Genomic DNA, 22,092 nt, shown 5'->3' on the forward strand with positions numbered 1-22,092 from the left:
AGAGATACCTTTAGCAATTTATCAAAAAAATATCATAAATAATAATGATTTATTGGCCAAAACAGGTTTTAATTTATGCCTTCTAAAGACTGCACTTAGTGAAAACTTATGATATTTGCTCGTGATCCATTGATGGCGTTAATAGTTGGCGCCGTTTTTGACAACAAGCCTCATCGTCATTATGCAATTCAATTAACGATTGCGTTAGGTCGTGATTTTATCGTTAATGGAAATAGCGTCGAAAACGGCTTTCATTTTCAACCTGTGATGTAGTCTCACCAAATATCTGCCACCAGTGACGTTGTTATTTTATTAATCAATCCTGCAACCCCCATTGGTGACTGGTTGACGCACGCTGCAAGTTCGAGTGAATTAACACAATGCAGCTTAGCGATTGCTAATCTTGTTAGAGCAAGTATTAACGCACTAAAACCTGCTAGCGAAATGTTAATGGACATTGAACAGTGTTTCGATAATTATATAGCGACGTTAGTACCAACGATGCAAGAGCCACGTATTAATCAAGCACTGGTATTATTACAAGAGAACGCGATGAAGATTACAGCGGCTCACGACATAGCTGAACAGGTGGGTTTATCGACCAGTCGATTCTTACATTTGTTTAAGCAACATACTCAAATCACTTATCGCCGTTTTCAATTGTGGCTCAAATTAATGGCGTCGATTGATCAATTACTCATCGCTAACTCAATTACTGATGTCGCTTACTGTTATGGCTTTTCTGATAGTGCGCATTATAGTCGAACATTTAAAGAGTGTTTTGGCTTTAGCCCTAAGGCATTTAAGATAATGTATATTCAAAGGAAATAGCTTTATAATTAACCTCAGATCTGGATAAGCGATTGTTTATCCAGTTTTGTGATCTTAACCTTCGGTAGCTTTTCTTGAAAAGTATAAGCTATTAGCATCGCCATCATATTGACCATGAAACTAACACAGCTACGATGCCGCGAGTGTTCAATCTGAGATATGTTTTTCAATTGGTCAAAAACTGTCTCAATAATAAACCGCTTACGTAACATGATCTTATACCAAGTTGACAAAGTTATTACACACTTTTGCTGGTTAAAATAAAATGAATGTTGCGTTGCTTTCAATCCCAATAGCCAGCTATTGCTCAATCAAGCGCCTTGCCTTCATTTGTTTTTCCTTCGCAAAACAAGATCACAAACTTAATCAAATTGGTATTATCCCAAACCTTCATTACCGTCGCTTTCATATTTTTTCTAACCCCTGTGACGAGATTTACATCATTATCGGCAAGTTCTTGAGTTAAAGTTTTTGAGACATAGCCTTTGTCGCCGTACAAATCTCCCCACAAATCTTGCGCCATCTCAGGGATAGGTTTTCTATCATCAACGTTACCTGTTGTTATTTTTACAGCGAGAATCCCTCCTTCATCATTAATGATCAGATGTAGCTTGAAACCAGAGAACCAACCCATTGTGCCTTTTCCCCGTTCAGTACAGTCAGAAAAAACCTTATGTCGAGGAATACGAAGTTGATGGCATACTTGTATTTTTGTTGCATCAACAAAGGCTATTCCAGTGGGTTTTGCCTTACGATGATTCATATAGCTGCATAATGGAACCAGTACCGTTTGCATCAGTTTTAGCATCCTTGTGTAGCTGACAAACTGTGGAAAATAGTCTTGCCAATAGACCAATACATGTTTGATATAAAAGGTTTTAAAGTTTCTATAGCCTGAGCGATGGAATGCAATAACGATAGTCATTATTTCACTAACGCTTAAATTTGCTGGTCTGATACGCTGCCTTTCACCTGTTTCAATCAAGTGGTTTTGCCATGCAGGAAGAAATGCTAAACAGAAATCATCGACATCTGTGAAAATAAGCTCTAAATTATTCATGCCCGAGTCCTTATGATTATTCTTTCTAGACAAAAGAGCTGATCGTGGCTTGGGCTATTAGTTCAATTTTTATCCCGAGTTCAGGTTAATTAGGTTTTGGACGTAGGCAACTGTATGGCATCTGCAACACAGATAATTATCGTCAGTGACATCTTCGGGCACAACGACTACTTAAAACAACTCATTGCTGATTGTCGCTTTTCCGCAACAGTGACAATTGTTGCCCCATATGATGGACGCTGTCTTAAATTTGACGGACAAGCTGACGCGTATGAATGTTTTAATTGCAATGGTGGACTCGATGCATTGACATTCAAAGTTAAAACGCTCATTTCTACACTATCACAGCCGTGATTTTTAATTGGATTTAGCGCAGGCGCAAGTGCTATTTGGCGTGTTTTAGCGGATTGCGATCATGCTGATATGATCGAAGGTGGGTTATGTTTCTATCCAGGACAAATTAGATATCACCTGGATTTAACAACGCTATCTCCGGTTGAACTGATTTTCCCTAGTCATGAAGCGCATTTTGAACTGCAGCCAGTTATAGAGTCAGTCCGGTTACTACCTAATACGCTATGTCAGCAACTAGACGCACAACACGGGTTTATGAATCGGCAGCTGGTGGAATTTGATGAAGGTATTTATAGTGAATTCTGTCAGAATTTATCACAAAAACAAGGTAGCGATTAAGCTACCTTTATTTCACATCGATTTAGTATTTAAGAAAGTTCTTTCTTAATAAAATCAACAATTTCAGCAACTGGAACTTCTTGCTTATCGCCGCAGCGACGAGATTTGTACTCAAATACACCGTTGTCCAAGCTTTTTTGTCCGATAACGATGGTATGAGGTATGCCGACCAGTTCCATATCAGCAAACATAACACCTGCACGCTCTTTACGATCGTCAAATAGTACTTCAATGCCTGCGTCTTGAAGCTGGGTGTAAAGTGTTTGAGCTGCCTCTGCAATGGTTTCTGATTTGTGCATATTCATTGGCACGATAACAACTTTAAATGGCGCTATCTGTTGTGGCCACATGATACCGTTTTTATCATGATTTTGTTCAATGGCTGCAGCAACGATGCGCGATACACCTACACCATAGCAACCCATATTTAGTGTTTGTTGTTTTCCTTGCTCGTTTAATACGCCTGCGCCCATAGCGTCTGCATACTTGTCACCTAATTGGAATATATGACCCACTTCGATACCACGTGCAATTTCAAGTTTACCTTGACCACATGGGCTAGGATCGCCAACTTCAACGTTGCGTAAATCAACAATGTTAGCGTCTGCTAATTCAACATCACGTTGCCAGTTTGCGCCAGTGTAATGAACACCGTTTTCATTGGCGCCACACACGAAATCGCTTAAGTGAGCCGCTGAACGATCAACAAATACTGGAATAGCTAAACCAATAGGGCCAATTGAACCAGGGCTGGCTTTAGCTGCTTCTTTGACTTGCTCATCAGTGGCAAATTCAAATGGTACGGCAATGCCGTCAACTTTTTCTGCTTTTACATCATTAAGTTCATGATCGCCGCGCAGTACAACAGCAACGACAGGTGCTTGTTCAGTATCACCTTTAACCAACAAGGTTTTTACTGATGTCGTTACATCGATATTTAATAGCTTTGCCACTTCATCGATAGTACGCGCATTTGGTGTATCAACTTTAGTGAGTTCTTGCGTTGGTGCAGGACGCTCGCCTTGTGGTGCTAATGCTTCAGCTTTTTCGATGTTAGCGGCGTAGTCAGAGCCGTCACTAAATACGATAGCATCTTCGCCTGATTCTGCTAATACATGGAATTCGTGTGACAATGCGCCGCCGATGCTACCGCTGTCTGCTAATACTGGACGGTACTCTAAACCTAGGCGATCAAAGATACGGCAATACGCATCAAACATCACGCGGTAGGTTTTTTCCATACACTCGTCTGATAGATGGAAAGAGTATGCATCTTTCATCAAAAATTCACGTGAGCGCATTACACCAAAACGCGGACGAACCTCGTCACGGAATTTAGTTTGAATTTGGAACAAGTTCATTGGTAGCTGTTTGTAGCTTTTCAGCTGGTTACGCACCATGTCAGTGATAACTTCTTCATGGGTTGGGCCTAATACAAAAGGACGCTCGTGGCGGTCTTTAATGCGCAATAATTCAGGGCCAAACTGTTCGATACGACCTGTTTCTGCCCACAAGTCTGCTGGCTGAACCATTGGCATTAATACTTCAACGCTGCCAGCACGTTCCATTTCTTCACGAACGATGTTTTCTACTTTCTTCATCACTCGTAAACCCGAGGGTAACCAAGTATATAATCCCGAAGCTAAGCGGCGAACCATGCCGGCGCGGATCATAAGTTGATGACTAACAATTTCTGCATCATTTGGTGTTTCTTTTTGAGTGGCTAATAAGTAGCTGGTAGTACGCATTGTGAATGCCTTTAAAAAGTTATAGAACGAAAATTAAAGGCGGATTGTATCAGGTGTAACCCTAGCTGTAACTAGATAGGATGAATATTTGTTACAAGTACGCAGTCGTCGATTACTTGCCAGTGCACATCGAAATTATAGAGCTCGACGCGATACACTTTATCGTCAGCTTTTTGCTGTTTATAAGCGGGTCTAGGATCTTGTGCCAATATTTGCTCAATCAATACTTCAAACTCGTTAGGCACGTCATGTTGATTCAGAAAGCTGACCGCCAATTCAGAAAAGTTGACTGTTTTAAGTTGCGGTGCGTCTGGTGCAAATCCGCAATCTGCATCAATGACATCAGAATAGTTGATATAGGGTTTGACATCATAAATCGGTGTACCATCGAGCAAATCGATACCGCTGACTTCTATGCTTGCCATATTGTCTTTGATAATGACGCTTTCAAATTTAACTGCTGATAGCCCCAAGCCGTTTGGTCTAAATGTTGAGCGCGTTGCTAATACACCAGTTTTCTTGTTGCCGCCAAGTCGCGGTGGGCGTACCAAAGGCTGCCATCCTTTATCGCTATTTTCATGAAAACCAAAGACCAACCACAAATGTGAAAATGTTTCGAGGTCACGCACCATATCCGGAGAATTGTAGCCATCAGACAACTTAATGATACCTCTTGCTGCTGGAGCGAGTCTTGGCTGGCGAGGAATTGAAAACTTTTGTTTAAACGGTGAAGAGAGAACGCCAATAGGTTCGATAGTTGTTTTATTTAACATGAGAAAAAATGAGCTGCTATTTTTTGATTGGTATAAGACACAAAAAAGGGTAAGCAAGCTTACCCTTTTTAAATATCCGTTAGTTTAGCAATTAAACTACAGTGATGTTCTCAGCTTGAGGACCTTTTTGACCTTGAGTTACAGTGAACTCAACTTTTTGGCCTTCAGCAAGAGTTTTGAAACCGTTGCCGTTGATTGCGCTGAAGTGTGCGAACACATCTGGACCTGATTCTTGTGAAATGAAGCCGAAGCCTTTAGATTCGTTGAACCATTTAACGGTACCAGTAGTAGTAGACATAGTTATATCCTATAAAATTCATTAGTAATTATTGCCAAACATTTTGGCTAAGCGTTGTAAGTTTTGCTATTACTTATGAGAAACAAGGCGAGGTCTTAACCAAAGGCTGAACATCGAAATTGAGCATAAATATCAGAAAATTACTTGCAAGCTAGAAACATTATATAGCGGAATATAGGCGAGTCAATTGTTATCGGAATAAAACCTGTTCTTTTTTTGACCTGGGCTTAACATGTCACTTTTGTGTCATAAAAAAGCCACTAAATGCTTGTTAAAAAGCAATATAGTGGCTTTATTGTTAACTACTTTTTAGTACTAATTGTTACTTAATTGCAACTTTTTGCTGGTATTTTTCATAAAGCTGACGATGGCGATTATTTAAATCAACCTTACGTCCATCAATAAACATCTGTTGTACTCTATGTGTTTGATAATCCATCACATCACCATTGGTAATGATTAAAGACGCCGATTTACCAACATCAAGAGAGCCTAGCTGTTTGTCGACACCCAATAATTTAGCTGGGGTTAGGGTAATCGCTTCAAGCGCGGCTTTTTTCCCTAATCCATATTTAGCAGCCATACCCGCAGCAAATGCTAGAGAACGACTATCCCAAGCACTTTCATAGCCAATAACAACAGTCACACCGGCGTCTTTTAGCTGGCTTGGTGTTTTGAAGGCTTGATCAATATCTTCATCGCCACGCGCTGGTATACCAAACGCGTGCGTATAGATAACTGGTACCTGTTGAGCGGCAATTTGCTCTTTGGCAATCCACGCATCACGGCCGCCAACAATAACCATATTTATGTCATGTGTGCGGTTAAAGCGCAGGGCTTGCTCAATTTCGTTTATGGCATCGGCGTGAACAAATAGTGTTTTCTCTTTGCTCCATAAGCCAAGCATTGCGTGCCAGCGAATATCTTGCTCGATTGTTTTGTCTGCATTATAAGCCGTGGCATAACGTTTAGATTGGGCAAAATAATCAGTCAAACGATCTAGACGCTTTTGATATGATTTTAATGCCTCTGGCAAACGTTTCTTTGGCACCCAATAACCAGGTTTTGATGGCCAGAACAAATGTACACCGACAGCTGATTTAACTAAGCCATCATCAATGTTCCATGCATCTAGATTGATGACTGATGATTGTCCACCTAACATATAGCCGCTTGGTGTTACCTGTACGTGGGTAATGCCGTTAGCACGAATAGTTGGAATAATCTCAGAATCTGGATTATAGGCAACATGTGCCAACAAGTGTGGGTTATCTTCACCGACTTCAGTGATATCAACAGTTGCTCGAACCGACTCAATCTCGCGTAGGCCAAGTTGACTTACGGTTGAGATAAGGCCTGGATAAACATGCTTGCCTTGACCATTAATGACTTGTGCGTTTGACGGTTGAGATAGCTGTTTGCCAATGGCGGCTATTTTGCCATCTTTAAGCAAAATATCACTGTTATTAAGAACGCCATTACTCACTGTATGTAACGTAGCCCCTTTAATGAGGATTGGAGCACTTTGTTTTTTACCGGGCACCATATCGTGGCTCATTGCGCTACTCATGCTCAAAGCGCAAGTGATGCCTAGCATCCATTGTTGTAATGTTGAAATTTTAGCAGTCATGATTAGTGTACTCCATGATCGATGTGTTGTTGCCAAGTGTCATGTTGATCATCACAATGCCAAACAGGTTGCATCATTTTCTCGCTTGCACTTAGCGCAGTTGAGCTTGCTTTAGGTGATTTATCGCCAATTAATTTATTGATTAACTGAGACTTTTCAACACGCTGTGCTTTTCTAGCTACCATGTCTGTTGCTAAGTCGAAGTATTGACGACCGTCAATCCAAGTTTGCTCTGCGCGCGCGTATACTGACAATGGGTTGTGATCCCAGATAACGAAATCGGCTTGCTTACCTGTTTTAATACTACCTGTGCGGTTATCAATTTTTAACTGTTTAGCAGGGTTAATGGTTACCATTTTCCATGCGTCTTCTTGTGACATATCACAGTAAGTAATTGATTTTGCAGCTTCTTGATTCAGACGACGTTGTAAATCTGGACTATCAGAGTTAATACTCGTTAATACGCCACGTTGATTCATCAAGCAGGCATTTTGTGGGATCGCATCATATACTTCGAACTTGTAACCCCACCAATCAGCAAATGTAGAGCCACCAGCACCGTGTTTAGCCATTTCATCGGCAAGTTTGTAGCCTTCAAGAATATGCGTAAAGGTTGTTACCGTGAAATCAAATTGCTCTGCTAGTCGCAAGAACATTAAAATCTCAGATTGGACATATGAATGAATGTGTACGTGACGTTGCGACTTTAAAATCTCATCAAGTGTTTCAAGACGGTAATCTTTACGAATAGATGCGGTTTTTCGTTTTTCACTACTACTCAATTTACCGTAAGCTTTTTGCGCTGCCTTGTATTCTTTAGTGCGAACAAAGGCATCTTTCATGACCGCTTCAACACCCATACGAGTTTGCGGATAGCGAGAACGGTAGTCTGAGCCCCAGTTACTTTGTTTAACGTTTTCACCTAACGCGAACTTGATAGAGCCTGGTACATTTCTCATTTTCATGTTTTGCGCTGATTCCCCCCATTTCAGTTGGATAATTTGCGCTTGTCCGCCAATAGGGTTTGCACTGCCGTGTAACAGTTGAGCTGTCGTTGTACCACCGGCCAGTGAGCGATAAATCTGGATATCATCAGGATTTACAACATCACCAATGCGTACTTCGGCGGTAATGGCTTCTGTTCCCTCGTTAACACCTCGAGAGATTGCAATGTGTGAATGTTCGTCAACGATGCCTGCGGTAATATGTTTACCTGTAGCATCAATCGCTTGATAACCGGAAGGCGTATTTAGATTTTTTCCTATTTTTACAAATTTACCGTTGGCCACGATAACATCGGTATTTTCAAGGATACCAGCATCTTCTGACGTCCAAACCGTTGCGTTTTTAAGGTGCAACTTTTGCGATTTTGGCAATGTTGCTTGACCAAATGCGCGATTGGGCCAGGTCAATTTGCCAACATATTCAATCGAATCATCCACTGATTTCTTAGCCACTTCGGCGTCTTTAGTCACCTCATTCGCTGTCACCAGCATTGATTGCTGTTTGCTATCAATTTGACGGCCTTCAAGGGCGTTTTTTTGGTCGCCTTGCCATAAACGATAACGTATCGCTTGATCGTTTTCTGTTACCACAAAGCTAACGCTATCGTTTGTTTTCTCAACATTGCTGGTTTTAAGCGTCGTGTCACCTTGTTTAATAGTCACCTTGGCTTTTTTACCGGCTAAATCGATAGATACAGAGAGTGGTTCATCACTGTGATGACTCTTAAGTGAGTAATCGCCACTCATCGCTAAATGTGTCGGGTTTACAAACTGGTGCTCTTGGCCTTGCGTCCACACCGATACAATATCGCCATTTTTAAAGATATCGCCTTTAGTAATAACGAAATCGGCGTTGTATCCAGCTTTTAATTGTCCTGCTTCGTTAGCAATGCCTGCTATTTTTGCAGGATTAGTTGTTAACGCTGCTAACGCTGCTTTTTCGCTTAAACCATGTTTTACAGCGGTGCGAAGATTCGTGAGGAAATCATTGCCTTTGGTACCGTGACTAGTAATTGCTAACTTAAGCTTTGAATCTTCAAGCGTAGCAAGGTTACCAGGGTTACGCTCCCAATGGCGTAAGTCTGCCAGAGAGATATCATGCCCTTGAGTTGTACCAAGTGTCGGCTTTTCTGCAAATGTCAGTGGCATAACTAGGTTTGCGTTAAGCTGACCAATTTCATCTAAGCGTGCGTATTCAAAACCACTGCCTAAGAATGTTGCCTTGATATCAAAGTTATTTAACAGCTTAGCCGCACGTAGTAGCGATTGTTCACTTTGACTACTAAAGAAAACACCTTGCTTCTCAATGTTACTAATTGCATTTAAGGCCGCGTTATATTCAATGTTATCGCCCGCAAAAGTAACTGATTTACCTTGGCTTTTTTGATACCAATTAGCGTCTGAAAATGTTTGACGTAACAGCGCGATGCTTCCCATCAATGAACTTGGGTAGTTTTGTGCTGAGCTACCTTTGTTAAATGACGCAAAATGTTGGGCATTGGCGTTGTAAACTAGTTCGTTAGCAATGCCGTCAGCTAAGCTCACTGTAACGCCGCGTCCTTGTAAAATACCGTCATGTTTTGCTGTTTGAACGGCGGTAAATCCATTTTTTAGATACTTTTGAGCTGCTTTCTGATCTGGGGAAAAGTGATCGCTCCAATTCATTTGAGCATGGATAGCGCCGTTGGCAGCGTTGCCGCCAATGCGGTCAATGCGATATACCGGACCACGTGTTTTAGACGATGGGTAGCTAAAATCAATGCCATATTCTGAGTAAACGTCAATGAAACCTGGGTAAATTGTTAACCCCTTGGCATCAACAACACTGGCTCCTTTAGGGAGTTTGCCATTTTTACTAACAGACTTAATGTGTCCGTTTTCAATAACTAAGGTGGCGTTAGTGAGTTTTACGTTAGGTGATGTGTAAATGGTGGCGTTGGTAAATGCCATTAAATCTGGCGTTTTATGGTGCATGCCAAGCACAGGAGATGTTTGGTCAGCCAAGACACTTTGGCTTGCAAGTCCTGCGATAATGGCACTGCTGAGTGCTTTTTTTATCATAATTATCTCTTGTCATTATTGTTGTAAACAGTGAGCATAAAACTGTTGGCGTTACTTTAAATTATGAGGCGCTTCGTGTCATATAAAACAGGCTGTTAATGTTTCTCAAGTGTAAGTAAATGTAACATTTTATAACGTGACTTCATCAAAATAGGACAGTAAAGTAGGTATCACCAATGTTTAATCGAAACTACCATTCACGATGCCACATTTTATTATTGAACATGCAGCTGCTATCGATAGTCATCAATTATTAACAAGCGTTCGTGAGGCGGCTGTTAATTCTCAATTATTTACAGGCCCAGATATCTAAGTTCGCGCCATCGAATATTCTGAATATCAACCTGCACTCTTTGTTCATATACAAGCGAAGATTTGGCATGGCAGAACCGGTGAGCAGAAGCGTTCGTTGTCTGTATACCCAAACCACATGAAGATGCTCGATTTCAGCAAATCGAGAAGCGTGCCAAATGCTAGGCATAAGATGTGTCGTTAAGTCATTCTTAACAAATATTTTATAACGACGCAGTTGGTCGCTTATCGCCTTGCCCTACGGGAGTTCGGGTAGAACACGACTACCGCGTTATGATTCATAATCAGGGAATAACCATTAATTAAAAATCATGCCTTGTATTCGAATCCTACCCGAACTCTGAAACATGCATCTTCAAGTGGCTTGGGTATTGTTGGAGAATCAGTAAAAGTTATTGTTGATAGTGATACCATCGTTAGTGTTGAAGTCGTTGATATGGACACGACCTGTTATTTTAAGCGTTAGTAAATGGGTATAGTCAAGGAGGAAATAATGAATCGAGGAAGTTGTCTTTGCGGTTAAGTGGTGTTTTCCATTAGTGCACAACCACAAAAGGTATCACATTGTCATTGCACTATGTGGCAAAAGCAACACGGTGCGGCTTTTGCCACCTGTGCCCGTTTTAAGCGTGCTGATATCTACTACAAGGCGCTCAATCGTTGCAGAGTTATCGCTCTAGCTCTGATGTTGAACGAAAATTTTGCATGTTGTGTGGAAGTAACATTGAGTGGGCTATGCCAGATCTGATGTCAGACTATGTAGCGATAGCCCTAGCGAGTTTGGACGATCAAAATGTGGCCGGTGAAATCAAAGTTTTACATCGTCAGTCTAGTGCGCAATGGCTTGATGCGTTCTGCGTTATAGAGGACGACTAGGCACTTTAATTCAGTTGATATTAACCAAGTTTTGATAAACTAATTTACTGTTTAACGCTAATAATGAGTAAGAGTAATACCAATTGCATTAAATATTTGCCCACTTGTACTTGTTAAAATTAACTAAAATGGCGTTGCTCTCAATCCTAATAGCCAGCTATTAGTCAATCGAGCGCCTTGTTTTAGCTGATTTTCTCTACGCACAACAAGATCACTTACTTAATGCAATTGGTATAACAATTAATTACGATGTTTATTGTCAAAGCTGATAAACTAAGATCACAAATATTAAGGAGTTTATGATGAAAATTGCTATCGCCCCATTAATTGGATTAGCGTTGTTATTAACAGGATGTAAATCAACGCCGAATTATGACTATGATAATTCCGTTAACTTTTCCCAACTATCTACCTATGCATGGGTTGTAGAATCTAAACCTACTGGCAGTGACAAAGAGTACTTTAATAGTGACATAAACAATAAACGTATTGTTAATGCGATTGAAGCAAGATTGGCAGCTAAAGGACTACGTAAAGTAGCACCAAGTGAAGCCTCAGTATTAGTAAACTTCCACACAACAATTAGTAAAAAGCGTGAACGAGATGTTGCAAATACTCATCCGTTCTATTGGAGTTTTGGCCGCGGCTATTATGGCTCTCATTCAAGCCTACATATGAACTTAAATAGCTTACAGCGAGAATATAAAGAAGGTGCGTTAGTGATAGATTTTATTGCGCCGAAAAAAGAACTTATTTGGCGTGGTTCGTTCGATACTCGATTGAGTCAAAAGTCGAATCCAGAAAAACGTGCCGAAAAAGTGAATATTGCGGTTAATGAAATACTCGCTAACTTTCCACCACAATAATTTGTTTAAATTATCAAAAAATCCCGCTCAATTGAGCGGGATTTTTTTATGTCATCATTAGTGACAGCAGCTTTCGCCTTCGCCGTGATCATGACCACAACCGCCTTCTTGATGAAGTCGACCATGTTCTAACTCCGTTGGTGTCGCGTCACGCAGTTCAACGATTTCAACTTCAAAGTGAAGTGTTTGACCTGCGAAAGGGTGATTACCGTCTACAGTAACGTGCTCATCAGTCACTTCAATAACAGTCACTGGCATTGGGCCTTGATCAGTATCTGCTGTAAATTGCATACCTAGTTGAGGATCTAATCCTTCAAATGCCGCTGCTGGCACTTGTTGTTTACGCTCTTCAACGTATTCGCCATAGCCATTTTCAGGTGAGATAGTGACGTCTAAACGATCGCCAGCTTGCTTACCTTCAACCGCTGCTTCAAGGCCTGGGATCATTGTATTATGACCGTGCAAATAGGACATAGGTACATCGCCAAATGAGTTTTCAATTTCTTGTTGTTGATCGTCAGTTAAACGATAGTGAAGGCTAACGACAATGTCTTTTTTGATATGCATAGTTTTACGCTCATTAATTAAAAATTTTTTGCTAGTCTAACGTCTTGACACAGGGCTTTAAAGCTATTTGTGAAACAATCGTTTATCTTTGCGATATGGATAAACATCTGCGTAAATTCCTTGGTTAAAATTTTCCTGTAATTGACGCCAATAGTCAGCTAAGAGTAGCTCTGGGTGTAACTTCATAAAACTTCGTTTCACGCGTGATTGTCCTAACATGAAATGCGCGAACTCTTCGGGAAACACATCAAATTCGCCAACCCGATACCAAGGTTCACTGGCGATCATTTGCTCATAGGTTTCTGGCTTAGGAATCGTTCTAAAATTACATTGATGCATGTACCAAATTTCATCGTAATCATAAAAAATGACACGGCCATGGCGAGTTACTCCAAAATTCTTAAATAACATATCGCCTGGAAATATATTGGCGGCAGCTAATTGCTTAATGGCATTGCCATATTCATCGACCGCGTTATTAACTTGTGTTGGGTTCGCTTGCCTCAAAAATATATTGAGGGGGATCATGCGCCGCTCGGTATAGAGATGTTTGACAATGATGTGCTCGTCGGTGATAAGTAACTGTGATGGAGCAGCTTTTTTGAGTTCGTCGAGTAATGCCGCTGAGATCCGCTGGCGAGGGAAGTGAAAATTTGAAAACTCCTGTGTATCTGCCATACGACCGACACGGTCATGCTCTTTTACTAGTTTATAGCGATCCTTAACAATTTGATGGGTTACTTGTTTGGGCGGTGCGAATTCGTCTTTAATGATTTTAAAGACAGTATCACTTGAGGGCAGGGTAAACACTGTCATAACCATGCCTTTGATCCCATCAGCTATTTCAAATTGATCGTTTGTTTGCGCTAGGTGAGCGAGATGCTGACGGTAAAACTCTGTTTTACTGTGCTTAACTAAACCAAGTGCCGACCATAATTCGTAACGGGGTTTACTCGGCATCAATTCGTTCAAATATGCAATGATTTGGCTGGTGGCTTTACCATTAACCATAAAATAGGCTCGTGCAAAACCAAACAGGATGCTCAAGTCATCTCGTTGAGTGAGTACCGCATCGACATAAAGATTTCCGTTTTCGTCATTCAATAGTGCAAACACGATAGGCAATTGATGTTTGCCCTTAAGGCGACCAATGAGATAAGCCCCTTTGTTGCGATAAAAAACATGTTGAATGAGCTCAATATGACGAAAACAATGTTTCTTGATTAATGGTGTCAATTGTTTACGGATAGCTGTTACATCATCGCTAAGGCTACGCCACTGACTATTAAAACGAAACTTATGAAGAATTGATTCGATACAGGTAGAGACGATGCCGCCAATAGGAACGTTGTAGCAAAGCGCAGTGACATCATAGGTTATTGGCGTGGCAATCGTTGATTGAATGTAAAGGTGTTGTGGATTGATTCCTTGGCGGTGAAAAAGGCGTGAGAACGTTGAATTGAAAAAGGTTTCAGCTTGTTGTGCTTGTGGGTGTCCAGCTAGGAGTCTGCTGTAATATGACTTAGTTTTTTGCCACAATGCCGTCGATATTTTAGGTGAGTCGAGTTGATTATAAAGCTTGGATGACAACATGCTAATCATATGTTCATAGCTTTGAAGTCGCTCTTTATTGGCTAATTGGACACCCGCCCAATCCTGATTCTCAAATCGTGTTTTTGAATCCTGCGTAATTAAACAAAACTGACGATAGCTTTTCTCAAATCCTTTTAGAATATTGACAGCGAGTGATGCCGGAGTCAGCGTTTGTTGGAAACTTAAATATCCATTAGGTTTATTCAAAGCAAGTACAGATAACGTTGTTAAACATGAGTTTTAATCTAATGGAAAAGACAGTGTAGTTGCAAGTTACTTAACACTGTTTTTACTATCGACATAAATTTTTCGTAAAGTGAATAACGGTTATCCTGCTAAATCCAGCATCTAGAGATAAGAACTAAATCATCTTAGATATAGCGTTAATATAGGGTCTGTTGATCTTTTGAGTTCATTTTTGCAGCAATTTGTTTGGGATTTCTACAAGGCATAGCCTATGTGGTGTAGCTGGCTCGATAATAGCTCCTGCATTATCCTAATGAGCTACATCCCTGTAGCAATACACGAATAGGCGATAACGCCTTAGAAACAACAAACAAATGCTGTCCGTAGGATTCACCTAAAAGTATTTTGTGCGGCGTTATTCGTCATTCACTGGGGTAAACCCAGCATCAATCCTCATGCCTCGCCCACAAGGATGTGGGTGCTTATGTTCAGTCTGGAACAATGAACATGTGCCCAAAATCCTTTTGGATTGAACAAAATTTGAACCACAAAGATCAACAGACCCTAGTCTAATACCATTAATTGCATTAAATATTTGCCCACTTGTACTTGTTAAAATTAACTAAAATGGCGTTGCTCTCAATCCTAATAGCCAGCTATTAGTCAATCGAGCGCCTTGTTTTAGCTGATTTTCTCTACGCACAACAAGATCACTTACTTAATGCAATTGGTATAATCAAATAATGAGATAGGATTAAAGTTTATTCCATCAAGATTATTGCTTGTATCGACTAAAGTCGCGAATATTGTTAATTATTTGTGATTGACAGACGTTTTTTATCTGTCATTCTAAAGGACAATTATTCAACAGAGCACAGCAGCATAATGTTACTGACAACTAACACCCATATTATTACCATCGGTATTATTTCCGGAGGGGTGTTTGCGCTGTAGAGTAAAACAGATTTAGCAAAAACCCGCGCCGTAACCGACGCGGGTTTTTTCGTTTTAGGGCGCTATTTTTTTGATGGCAAGTGAGTAAAAGTTTAAGAGTAAGTGGAGTAGAAGATGCGCGTAATGAAGTTTGGTGGTTCCTCGTTAGCTGATTTAGAGCGAGTTGAACGTGTTGCAGATATTTTGGTTGAGAGAAGTGGCAAAGGGCAACTCGCTGTCGTGTTGTCTGCACCGGGTAAAACCACGAATAATATTGTTGAAGCAGTGGACTGTAATTGCACTGGCGCGAGTGACAATGATGCACTTTCAAGAGTTAAAGCAACGTTTAGACACATTGTTGATGGCCTAGCCAACAAATACCCTGCTTTTGATAAGGCGCAAGTCGATGCTGTGTGGGATGTGGAATACGAACTAGTGACTCGTACACTTAATGGCGTCAATTTGCTCGCACAATGTCCTGATAATATTCGTGCTCAACTCCTCGTTGTTGGTGAGCGATTATCGATTGCCATTATGCGCCAGTTATTAACGGCACGTGGTTTATCCGTTGATTTGCTTGAACCACGCGATTTCATGATGGCAAACAGTGATTACTTAGAAGCACAAGTTGATATTGAACTGTCGCGTTCTAAAATTGAAAACAAAGATTTATCAGCGTCACGCATCTGGCTCATGCCGGGCTTCACCGCGGCTAATAGTTACGGCGAAATCGTTACCCTAGGCCGTAATGGCTCTGATTATTCAGCAGCGTGTTTAGCGGCGTGTTTACGTGCTGATTGCTGTGAAATCTGGACTGACGTAGACGGTGTTTATAACGCCGATCCACGTTTGGTTGCAGATGCGCAACTTATTGAGCAATTAAGTTATCAAGAAGCAATGGAGCTTTCTTATTTTGGTGCCAAGGTTCTGCATCCAAAAACTATCGTTCCTATTGCGCAATATCATATCCCTTGTTTAATTAAAAACAGCTTTAACCCTGATGCGCCGGGCTCGCTCGTCTCTAGCGACCGTCAAGATGATGAAAACCAAGTGAAGGCGATTTCAAACCTTGATGATATTTCAATGATCAGCGTATCAGGCCCTGGTATGAAGGGCATGGTTGGTATGGCATCACGCATATTTGAATCGATTTCATTGGCGGGTGTTTCTATTAGCCTTATCACGCAATCATCCAGTGAATATAGTATTAGTTTCTGTGTACCTTCGTGTGATCACCTTGTGGCAAAAGCGGCATTGGAAGCGGAATTTGAATTAGAGCTTAAAAATGATTTATTGGAGCCACTAGAAATTCGTCATCAATTGGCGATTATTTCCGTAATTGGCGATCGCATGAAGACAGTGCAAGGCGTAGCCGCTAAATTCTTCCAAGCACTTACTCAAGCACGCGTTAATGTTGTTGCGATTGCGCAGGGTAGCTCTGAGCGCTCTATCTCAACAGTCGTCGATCAACATCGCTGCTCTCGAGCAATCAAAGCGTGTCATCAGCGATTCTTTAATTCGATGCAATATATCGATCTGTTTTTAGTCGGTGCGGGTAACGTTGGTGCTGAACTATTGAGTCAAGTGAGCCAGCAACAAGCGTATTTAGCGAAACAAAACATTGCTATTAGAGTTTGCGGTATCGCCAATTCAAAGCAAATGGTGCTGACAACGCAAGGTATTGAGCTCGCTAGTTGGCGTGAAGCGCTTGCTGTTACCAATGAAGGTTATGATGTTGCGCGATTAATTTCGTTTGCAAAAGATAATCACTTGCTTAACCCGTTGGTGGTTGATTGTACATCGAGTCAGTTTATTGCCGATCAGTATGTGTCATTATTAGAAGCTGGTTTCCATGTAGTAACACCAAACAAGAAAGCTAATACGGCCTCACAAGATTATTACGAAAAACTTCGTAAAGCCGCATTATTTAAACGTCGCCGATTCTTATATGAAACAACCGTAGGTGCTGGCCTACCTGTTATTGATAACTTGCAAAATTTATTAAGTGCAGGTGATGAACTAGTGGAATTTAGCGGTGTGTTATCTGGCTCTCTTTCGTTTATTTTTGGTCAACTTGATGACGGTATGACATTGTCACAAGCGACGAAAATAGCGAAAGACAAGTGCTTTACTGAACCTGATCCTCGTGATGATTTAAGTGGGATGGATGTGGCGCGTAAAGTGCTCATTTTAGCCCGTGAAACAGGCATGGAATTAGAACTTGAAGATATTCAAGTTGATTCGGTATTGCCAGCAGGCTTTGATGCATCCGGCTCTATTGATGAGTTTATGGCGAACTTACCACAAGCTGATGCGGCGATTGCTCAGCGCGTTAATGACGCAAGCGAGCAAGGTAAAGTATTGCGTTATGTTGGGGTTATCGAAGGCGAAGGTGACGAGCGTGTATGTAAGGTACAAATCAAAGCCTTTGGTGCGAGTGAGCCATTATTTGGCGTCAAAGGCGGCGAAAACGCACTGGCCTTTACATCACGCTACTATCAACCAATTCCGTTAGTCTTACGTGGTTACGGTGCGGGTAATGAAGTAACCGCAGCGGGTATTTTTGCTGATATGCTACGTACATTAGCATGGCAACGTGAGGTTTAATTAATGAGTATTCGGGTATTTGCACCAGCATCGATGGGCAATGTCAGTGTTGGCTTTGATGTGCTTGGCGGCGCATTATCGCCAGTTGATGGTCAGTTATTAGGTGATTTTGTCACTATTAGCGAGAATGATGCCAATGAACTAGCGATTGATGTGCAAACCATCGGCCGCTTTGCTCACAAGTTGCCAAGCGATCCTAAACAAAATATTTTATATGACTGCGCGGTGGCTTATCACAAAACGCTAGCTAAGAGAGGCTTATCACACCAATCGATTTCGATGGTGTTAGAAAAAGAATTACCTGTAGGCAGTGGTTTAGGATCGAGCGCCGCATCGGTTGTTGCCGCGCTTTATGCCTTGAACGAGTTTTATGATAACGCGTTATCTAACCATGATTTATTGCTGTTAATGGGACAACTTGAAGGACAAATTAGTGGCAGTGTTCATTATGACAATGTCGCGCCGAGTTACCTTGGCGGTTTGCAATTGATGGTAGAGCAGGGCAATCAACTTTGTTCGAGCTTACCTACGTTCGATGATTGGTATTGGGTGGTGGCATATTCAGGCGTCAAGGTATCAACCGCTGAGGCACGTGAAATCATGCCTAAGGCTGTTGATTTAAAAACAGCACTTAAATTTGGCCAAAACATCGCTGCCTTTGTTGATGCTAGCCATCGCGGCGATAGTGAATTGGCCGCGCAATTATTAGTGGATGTGATTGCAGAGCCTGTACGCGGGCCAATCATTCCAAAATTCACTGAAAATAAACAAGCAATGCTTGATATGGGCGCTATCGCCAGTGGCATAAGTGGCAGCGGACCAACATTGTTTGCAGTAACAGATAATTTAACAAAGGCTGAGCAATTAGCACTTTATTTACAAGACAACTATATTCAAAACGACGATGGCTTTTGCCACGTCTGTAAACTAGATAGTCAAGGTGCCCGTAGGGAGGCAAATCGTGGAACTGTATAATTTAAAGAAAAATGAGCAACGAGTATCTTTTGCTCAAGCGGTGAAATTAGGATTAGGTGATAACCAAGGGTTGTTCTTTCCATCGTACATTCCGCAATTAGGTAACGTTGATGAACTATTAGAGCAAGACTTTGTCACGCGTAGTGTTAATATTTTAACGGCATTTCTGGGAGATGAACTCGGTAATGATGCGGTTGAGAGTATGGTGCGTAGCGCGTTTAACTTTCCGTTAGCGGTACAACCGGTTCGCGATGGTGTCTATGCACTTGAATTGACTCATGGGCCAACATTGGCGTTTAAAGATTTTGGCGCACGCTTTTTAGCACAGTGTTTAAATCATTTAGGTAAAGGCGAAAAAGCGACGATTTTAACGGCAACTTCTGGTGATACTGGTGCGGCAGTGGCTCATGCGTTTTATGGCTTAGATAATATTAATGTCGCGGTGCTGTATCCAAAAGGGAAAATCAGCGTTTTACAAGAAAAGCTGTTTTGTACGCTAGGCGATAACATCCATACCTTTGCGGTTGAAGGTCGTTTTGATGATTGTCAGCAATTGGTTAAAGATGCGTTTGACGATCTTGAACTTAAAGAAGCGATTAGTCTTAACTCTGCAAACTCGATTAACATTGCGCGTTTATTAGCGCAGATTTGTTATTACTTTGAAGTAGTTGCAAAGATCCCTAAAGCCGAGCGCAAAGAAATTGTGATCAGCGTGCCATCAGGAAACTTTGGCGATTTAACGGCGGGTATGTTGGCTAAAGCAATGGGGCTGCCAATTAAGCGCTTTATCGCTGCGACGAACCTTAATGACACGGTGCCACGTTATTTAGCTTCAGGAGAATGGTCGCCTACACCGACAGTCGCGACACGCTCAAATGCGATGGATGTTTCAGCGCCAAACAATTGGCCACGCATCGAAGAGCTGACTTAAAGTGAAGCATTGGGACAAATCGTTAATCACGGGTGTTAAGGTTGATGAGGCGCAAACTGTTAGCGGCTTAAAAGACCTATACGCCATTGATTATTTATGTGAGCCTCATGGTGCTATCGCATCGTTCGCACTTAATAACTCGCTGCAAGCAGGCGAAACAGGCGTGTTCTTGTGTACCGCGCATCCTTCGAAGTTCCAAGAGTCTGTTGAAGAGATTTTAGATATTCATATAACGCTGCCAAAAGCATTGGCAGATGTCGCTGATAAAGATATTTTGTCGAAAGATATTGATGCGAACTTTGCTCAATTACGTGGTCATTTAATGGCTATTTAATCATCAGTTTAGTGATTGAAGCGCACAATTCTTTCAGGGTTGTGCGCTTTTTTATTATCCATTATTTAGTTTAGCTAATACCATTAATTTGATTAAGTTTGTGATCTTGTTTTGCGAAGGAACAACAAATGAAGGCAAGGCGCTTGATTGAGCAATAGCTGGCTATTGGGATTGAAAGCAACGCAACATTCATTTTATTTTAACCAGCAAAAGTGGGCAATAACTTTGTCAACTTGGTATAACTGTCCTTCGTTGAGCTTTGAGACAGCACTTGATGAAAGGCGTTTGAGCTGTGCTAGGTCGAGGTTATTTAGCTGCGCTGTCGAGAGTTTATTAAGTTGCGCAGCACTTAACTTTTTCAACGTGGCGGCGGGGAGCTTACGCAGTTCAGCGGCTGACAATGAATTGAGTTGGGCCGTTGAAAGTGCCTTTTTCGATGATTTTTCGCTGTCATTTCTATGACTACTTGCAAGGAGCTGTTCTTTATTTTCACTAGATTGCGTTTGACCAGTTTGTTGAGCACTAGCAATCATGTCTTGTTGGGAATAAACCGTTAACTGTTGTTCAAGCTCAAGGTTTGACTCTCATTGTTCAACACGTTTTGATAATGAAACGATTGAGTCTTGCTGATTTTTTGGGAGTTTATTAAACGTTGATTCCATGATCGAATCGACTCGGTTTAATAATTTGTCTGCTTTTTGTTCTATGCCTTCCTCAGTTGGGCTTTTGTCAAATAATGAATCGAGTTGATTAAATAACTCACCAACTTCTTTTTTTGTTCTTTAGACATGCCGCTGATAAGTATTGAATCGATTGTATTTGCGGTAACGTCAATTTCTTGATTTATTTTCCCTAATTGTGACAGAGAGATGGACGGGCTATTTCCGCCTAGCGGCTGCTTTTGGTTATTCGCTGTTTTATCGTCACTAAAAGATTGAATAGGTGCTGTTGGCGTGTTCAATAAACCGTAATTAGTGGTTTGAGTGGTAGCAATTGTCATTTATATACTCCTAGCGAATAAAGAATAATGTGAATACTAATTGCTCTAGATCGTTTTAGACGTCAGGCTTTGTAAGCAATATTATTTTCACAAAAGCTTTACATACGAATAATTATCATTTATAAACGATAATTATTCGTATTTGAGGTGGTGTATTATGGATCAATGGAAAATGATGATGGCAGTGGGTAATGAGTGTTTTCATCAACAGTCATGGTTTGATGCTGAACAGTCTTATTATCAAGCAGTCGATATTATTGAAGATTTATGGAATAACGACATGGAGAACATTGAATTGTTGCAGGCATGGATTGCTGGGCAACATAACTTGTCATCGCTGTTTGAACAGCAAGGGCTTGAATGTGAAGCCTTACGTTATTTAACTATCCCACATCAGCGCGTGCTTAGCCTGATTAATCAAGGCGCGTGCTCAACATCATTCCATCATGCTTTGATGTTAACGGCAAAAATTACGTTGCATCCGCTCTTAGAGTTTAGTCAACGACATCCTATTTGCGACGGTTGTATTACGGGACTAAAACTCAGTAAAGAGTGGTTATCAACACCAGCTCACCAATTTCACTAAGTTAAAAGAGGAAATCATGTTAAATAAATCGCTAATCGCTCTCTCACCATTAGCACTATCTGTTCTATCGTTTTATGCCATGGCACATGAAGGTCATGATCATAGCCACCCAAGCGCAGGGTTAATCCACTTATTGTGGGCTGCTCCCGCGCTTGTTATTGGTGCCTTTGCAAGTTATAAACTGCGTAAAGTTTATTTAAAAAATCGCAGCAAAGATAATGGATAGAG

The 22,092-nt window shown here is 41.2% G+C and carries 20 protein-coding genes and 2 pseudogenes; 12 read left to right on the forward strand and 10 right to left on the reverse strand.

What is annotated here, in order from left to right:
* The first annotated feature begins 108 nt into the window (after window positions 1–108).
* Together ACMAZF_RS05530 and ACMAZF_RS05535 are read left to right on the forward strand one after the other, a co-directional pair.
* On the forward strand, window positions 109–273 hold the full coding sequence (locus ACMAZF_RS05530) for a hypothetical protein (RefSeq protein ID WP_435276451.1): 165 nt from the start codon (window positions 109–111) through the stop codon (window positions 271–273).
* A 72-nt stretch (window positions 274–345) separates the two neighbouring features.
* Window positions 346–831 (forward strand): helix-turn-helix transcriptional regulator, encoded by a 486-nt coding sequence (locus ACMAZF_RS05535; RefSeq protein WP_435276452.1) that lies wholly within the window; start codon window positions 346–348, stop codon window positions 829–831.
* 14 nt (window positions 832–845) lie between these two features.
* Here the strand turns inward: ACMAZF_RS05535 and ACMAZF_RS05540 are convergent.
* Window positions 846–1,891 (reverse strand): annotated as a pseudogene (locus tag ACMAZF_RS05540) (IS982 family transposase).
* A 114-nt stretch (window positions 1,892–2,005) separates the two neighbouring features.
* On the opposite strand from ACMAZF_RS05540, the gene ACMAZF_RS05545 reads away from it, so the two are divergent.
* Both ACMAZF_RS05545 and ACMAZF_RS05550 read left to right on the forward strand, forming a co-directional pair.
* Entirely contained in the window at window positions 2,006–2,245 is a 240-nt protein-coding gene (locus ACMAZF_RS05545) for a hypothetical protein (protein ID WP_435276453.1), read from the forward strand.
* A 69-nt stretch (window positions 2,246–2,314) separates the two neighbouring features.
* A complete protein-coding gene (locus ACMAZF_RS05550) occupies window positions 2,315–2,584 on the forward strand; it encodes a hypothetical protein (protein ID WP_435276454.1) in 270 nt (89 codons plus the stop codon).
* Between the two features lie 29 nt (window positions 2,585–2,613).
* Here the strand turns inward: ACMAZF_RS05550 and ACMAZF_RS05555 are convergent, their stop codons facing one another.
* From ACMAZF_RS05555 to ACMAZF_RS05575, 5 genes are all read right to left on the reverse strand, one after another.
* Complete coding sequence (locus ACMAZF_RS05555; protein ID WP_435276455.1) at window positions 2,614–4,332, reverse strand: proline--tRNA ligase; 1,719 nt, start codon at window positions 4,330–4,332, stop codon at window positions 2,614–2,616.
* 71 nt (window positions 4,333–4,403) lie between these two features.
* Window positions 4,404–5,105, reverse strand: coding sequence for a tRNA (N6-threonylcarbamoyladenosine(37)-N6)-methyltransferase TrmO (gene tsaA / locus ACMAZF_RS05560; RefSeq protein WP_435276456.1), 702 nt, complete (start codon window positions 5,103–5,105; stop codon window positions 4,404–4,406).
* Window positions 5,106–5,196: 91 nt separating this feature from the next.
* Entirely contained in the window at window positions 5,197–5,403 is a 207-nt protein-coding gene (gene cspE, locus ACMAZF_RS05565) for a transcription antiterminator/RNA stability regulator CspE (protein WP_435276457.1), read from the reverse strand.
* A 322-nt stretch (window positions 5,404–5,725) separates the two neighbouring features.
* Window positions 5,726–7,033, reverse strand: coding sequence for an amidohydrolase family protein (locus ACMAZF_RS05570; RefSeq protein ID WP_435276458.1), 1,308 nt, complete (start codon window positions 7,031–7,033; stop codon window positions 5,726–5,728).
* Between the two features lie 2 nt (window positions 7,034–7,035).
* Window positions 7,036–10,098, reverse strand: a complete 3,063-nt coding sequence (locus ACMAZF_RS05575; protein ID WP_435276459.1) for an amidohydrolase family protein — start codon at window positions 10,096–10,098, stop codon at window positions 7,036–7,038.
* An 838-nt stretch (window positions 10,099–10,936) separates the two neighbouring features.
* Here ACMAZF_RS05575 and ACMAZF_RS05580 point away from each other — a divergent pair.
* The 3 genes from ACMAZF_RS05580 to ACMAZF_RS05590 all read left to right on the forward strand — a co-directional run bounded on the left by ACMAZF_RS05580 (window position 10,937) and on the right by ACMAZF_RS05590 (window position 12,152).
* On the forward strand, window positions 10,937–11,158 hold the full coding sequence (locus ACMAZF_RS05580) for a hypothetical protein (RefSeq protein ID WP_435276460.1): 222 nt from the start codon (window positions 10,937–10,939) through the stop codon (window positions 11,156–11,158).
* The gene (locus ACMAZF_RS05585; protein WP_435277297.1) at window positions 11,071–11,286 is read left to right on the forward strand and encodes a hypothetical protein; all 216 of its coding nucleotides are present in this window, start codon (window positions 11,071–11,073) and stop codon (window positions 11,284–11,286) included. The genes ACMAZF_RS05580 and ACMAZF_RS05585 overlap by 88 nt, the downstream gene beginning before the upstream one ends.
* Window positions 11,287–11,585: 299 nt before the next feature.
* A complete protein-coding gene (locus ACMAZF_RS05590; RefSeq protein WP_435276461.1) occupies window positions 11,586–12,152 on the forward strand; it encodes a DUF4136 domain-containing protein in 567 nt (188 codons plus the stop codon).
* Between the two features lie 57 nt (window positions 12,153–12,209).
* Here ACMAZF_RS05590 and ACMAZF_RS05595 read toward each other — a convergent pair whose 3' ends face one another.
* Window positions 12,210–12,719 (reverse strand): FKBP-type peptidyl-prolyl cis-trans isomerase, encoded by a 510-nt coding sequence (locus ACMAZF_RS05595; RefSeq protein ID WP_435276462.1) that lies wholly within the window; start codon window positions 12,717–12,719, stop codon window positions 12,210–12,212.
* Between the two features lie 63 nt (window positions 12,720–12,782).
* Window positions 12,783–14,519, reverse strand: a complete 1,737-nt coding sequence (gene aceK / locus ACMAZF_RS05600) for a bifunctional isocitrate dehydrogenase kinase/phosphatase (protein ID WP_435276463.1) — start codon at window positions 14,517–14,519, stop codon at window positions 12,783–12,785.
* Window positions 14,520–15,566: 1,047 nt separating this feature from the next.
* Between aceK and thrA the strand changes: the two genes are divergently transcribed.
* The 3 genes and pseudogenes from thrA (at window position 15,567) to thrC (ending at window position 20,278) form a co-directional block, all read left to right on the forward strand.
* A complete protein-coding gene (gene thrA / locus ACMAZF_RS05605; RefSeq protein WP_435276464.1) occupies window positions 15,567–18,038 on the forward strand; it encodes a bifunctional aspartate kinase/homoserine dehydrogenase I in 2,472 nt (823 codons plus the stop codon).
* Between the two features lie 3 nt (window positions 18,039–18,041).
* Window positions 18,042–19,013 (forward strand): homoserine kinase, encoded by a 972-nt coding sequence (thrB, locus tag ACMAZF_RS05610; protein ID WP_435276465.1) that lies wholly within the window; start codon window positions 18,042–18,044, stop codon window positions 19,011–19,013.
* Window positions 19,000–20,278 (forward strand): annotated as a pseudogene (gene thrC, locus ACMAZF_RS05615) (threonine synthase). Before thrB ends, thrC begins: the two are co-directional and overlap by 14 nt.
* A gap of 194 nt (window positions 20,279–20,472) precedes the next feature.
* Here the strand turns inward: thrC and ACMAZF_RS05620 are convergent.
* Both ACMAZF_RS05620 and ACMAZF_RS05625 read right to left on the reverse strand, forming a co-directional pair.
* Window positions 20,473–20,811 (reverse strand): hypothetical protein, encoded by a 339-nt coding sequence (locus ACMAZF_RS05620; RefSeq protein WP_435276466.1) that lies wholly within the window; start codon window positions 20,809–20,811, stop codon window positions 20,473–20,475.
* Window positions 20,812–20,981: 170 nt separating this feature from the next.
* A complete protein-coding gene (locus ACMAZF_RS05625; protein WP_435276467.1) occupies window positions 20,982–21,278 on the reverse strand; it encodes a hypothetical protein in 297 nt (98 codons plus the stop codon).
* A 157-nt stretch (window positions 21,279–21,435) separates the two neighbouring features.
* On the opposite strand from ACMAZF_RS05625, the gene ACMAZF_RS05630 reads away from it, so the two are divergent.
* Together ACMAZF_RS05630 and ACMAZF_RS05635 are read left to right on the forward strand one after the other, a co-directional pair.
* The gene (locus ACMAZF_RS05630) at window positions 21,436–21,864 is read left to right on the forward strand and encodes a hypothetical protein (protein WP_435276468.1); all 429 of its coding nucleotides are present in this window, start codon (window positions 21,436–21,438) and stop codon (window positions 21,862–21,864) included.
* Window positions 21,865–21,880: 16 nt separating this feature from the next.
* Window positions 21,881–22,090 carry a hypothetical protein gene (locus ACMAZF_RS05635; RefSeq protein WP_435276469.1) on the forward strand — a complete coding sequence of 70 codons (210 nt, stop codon included), beginning with the start codon at window positions 21,881–21,883 and terminating at the stop codon, window positions 22,088–22,090.
* The last annotated feature ends 2 nt before the right edge of the window (window positions 22,091–22,092 follow it).

Origin of the sequence: Psychrobium sp. nBUS_13 (genome assembly GCF_051201665.1) — a bacterium.
Classification (GTDB): domain Bacteria; phylum Pseudomonadota; class Gammaproteobacteria; order Enterobacterales; family Psychrobiaceae; genus Psychrobium.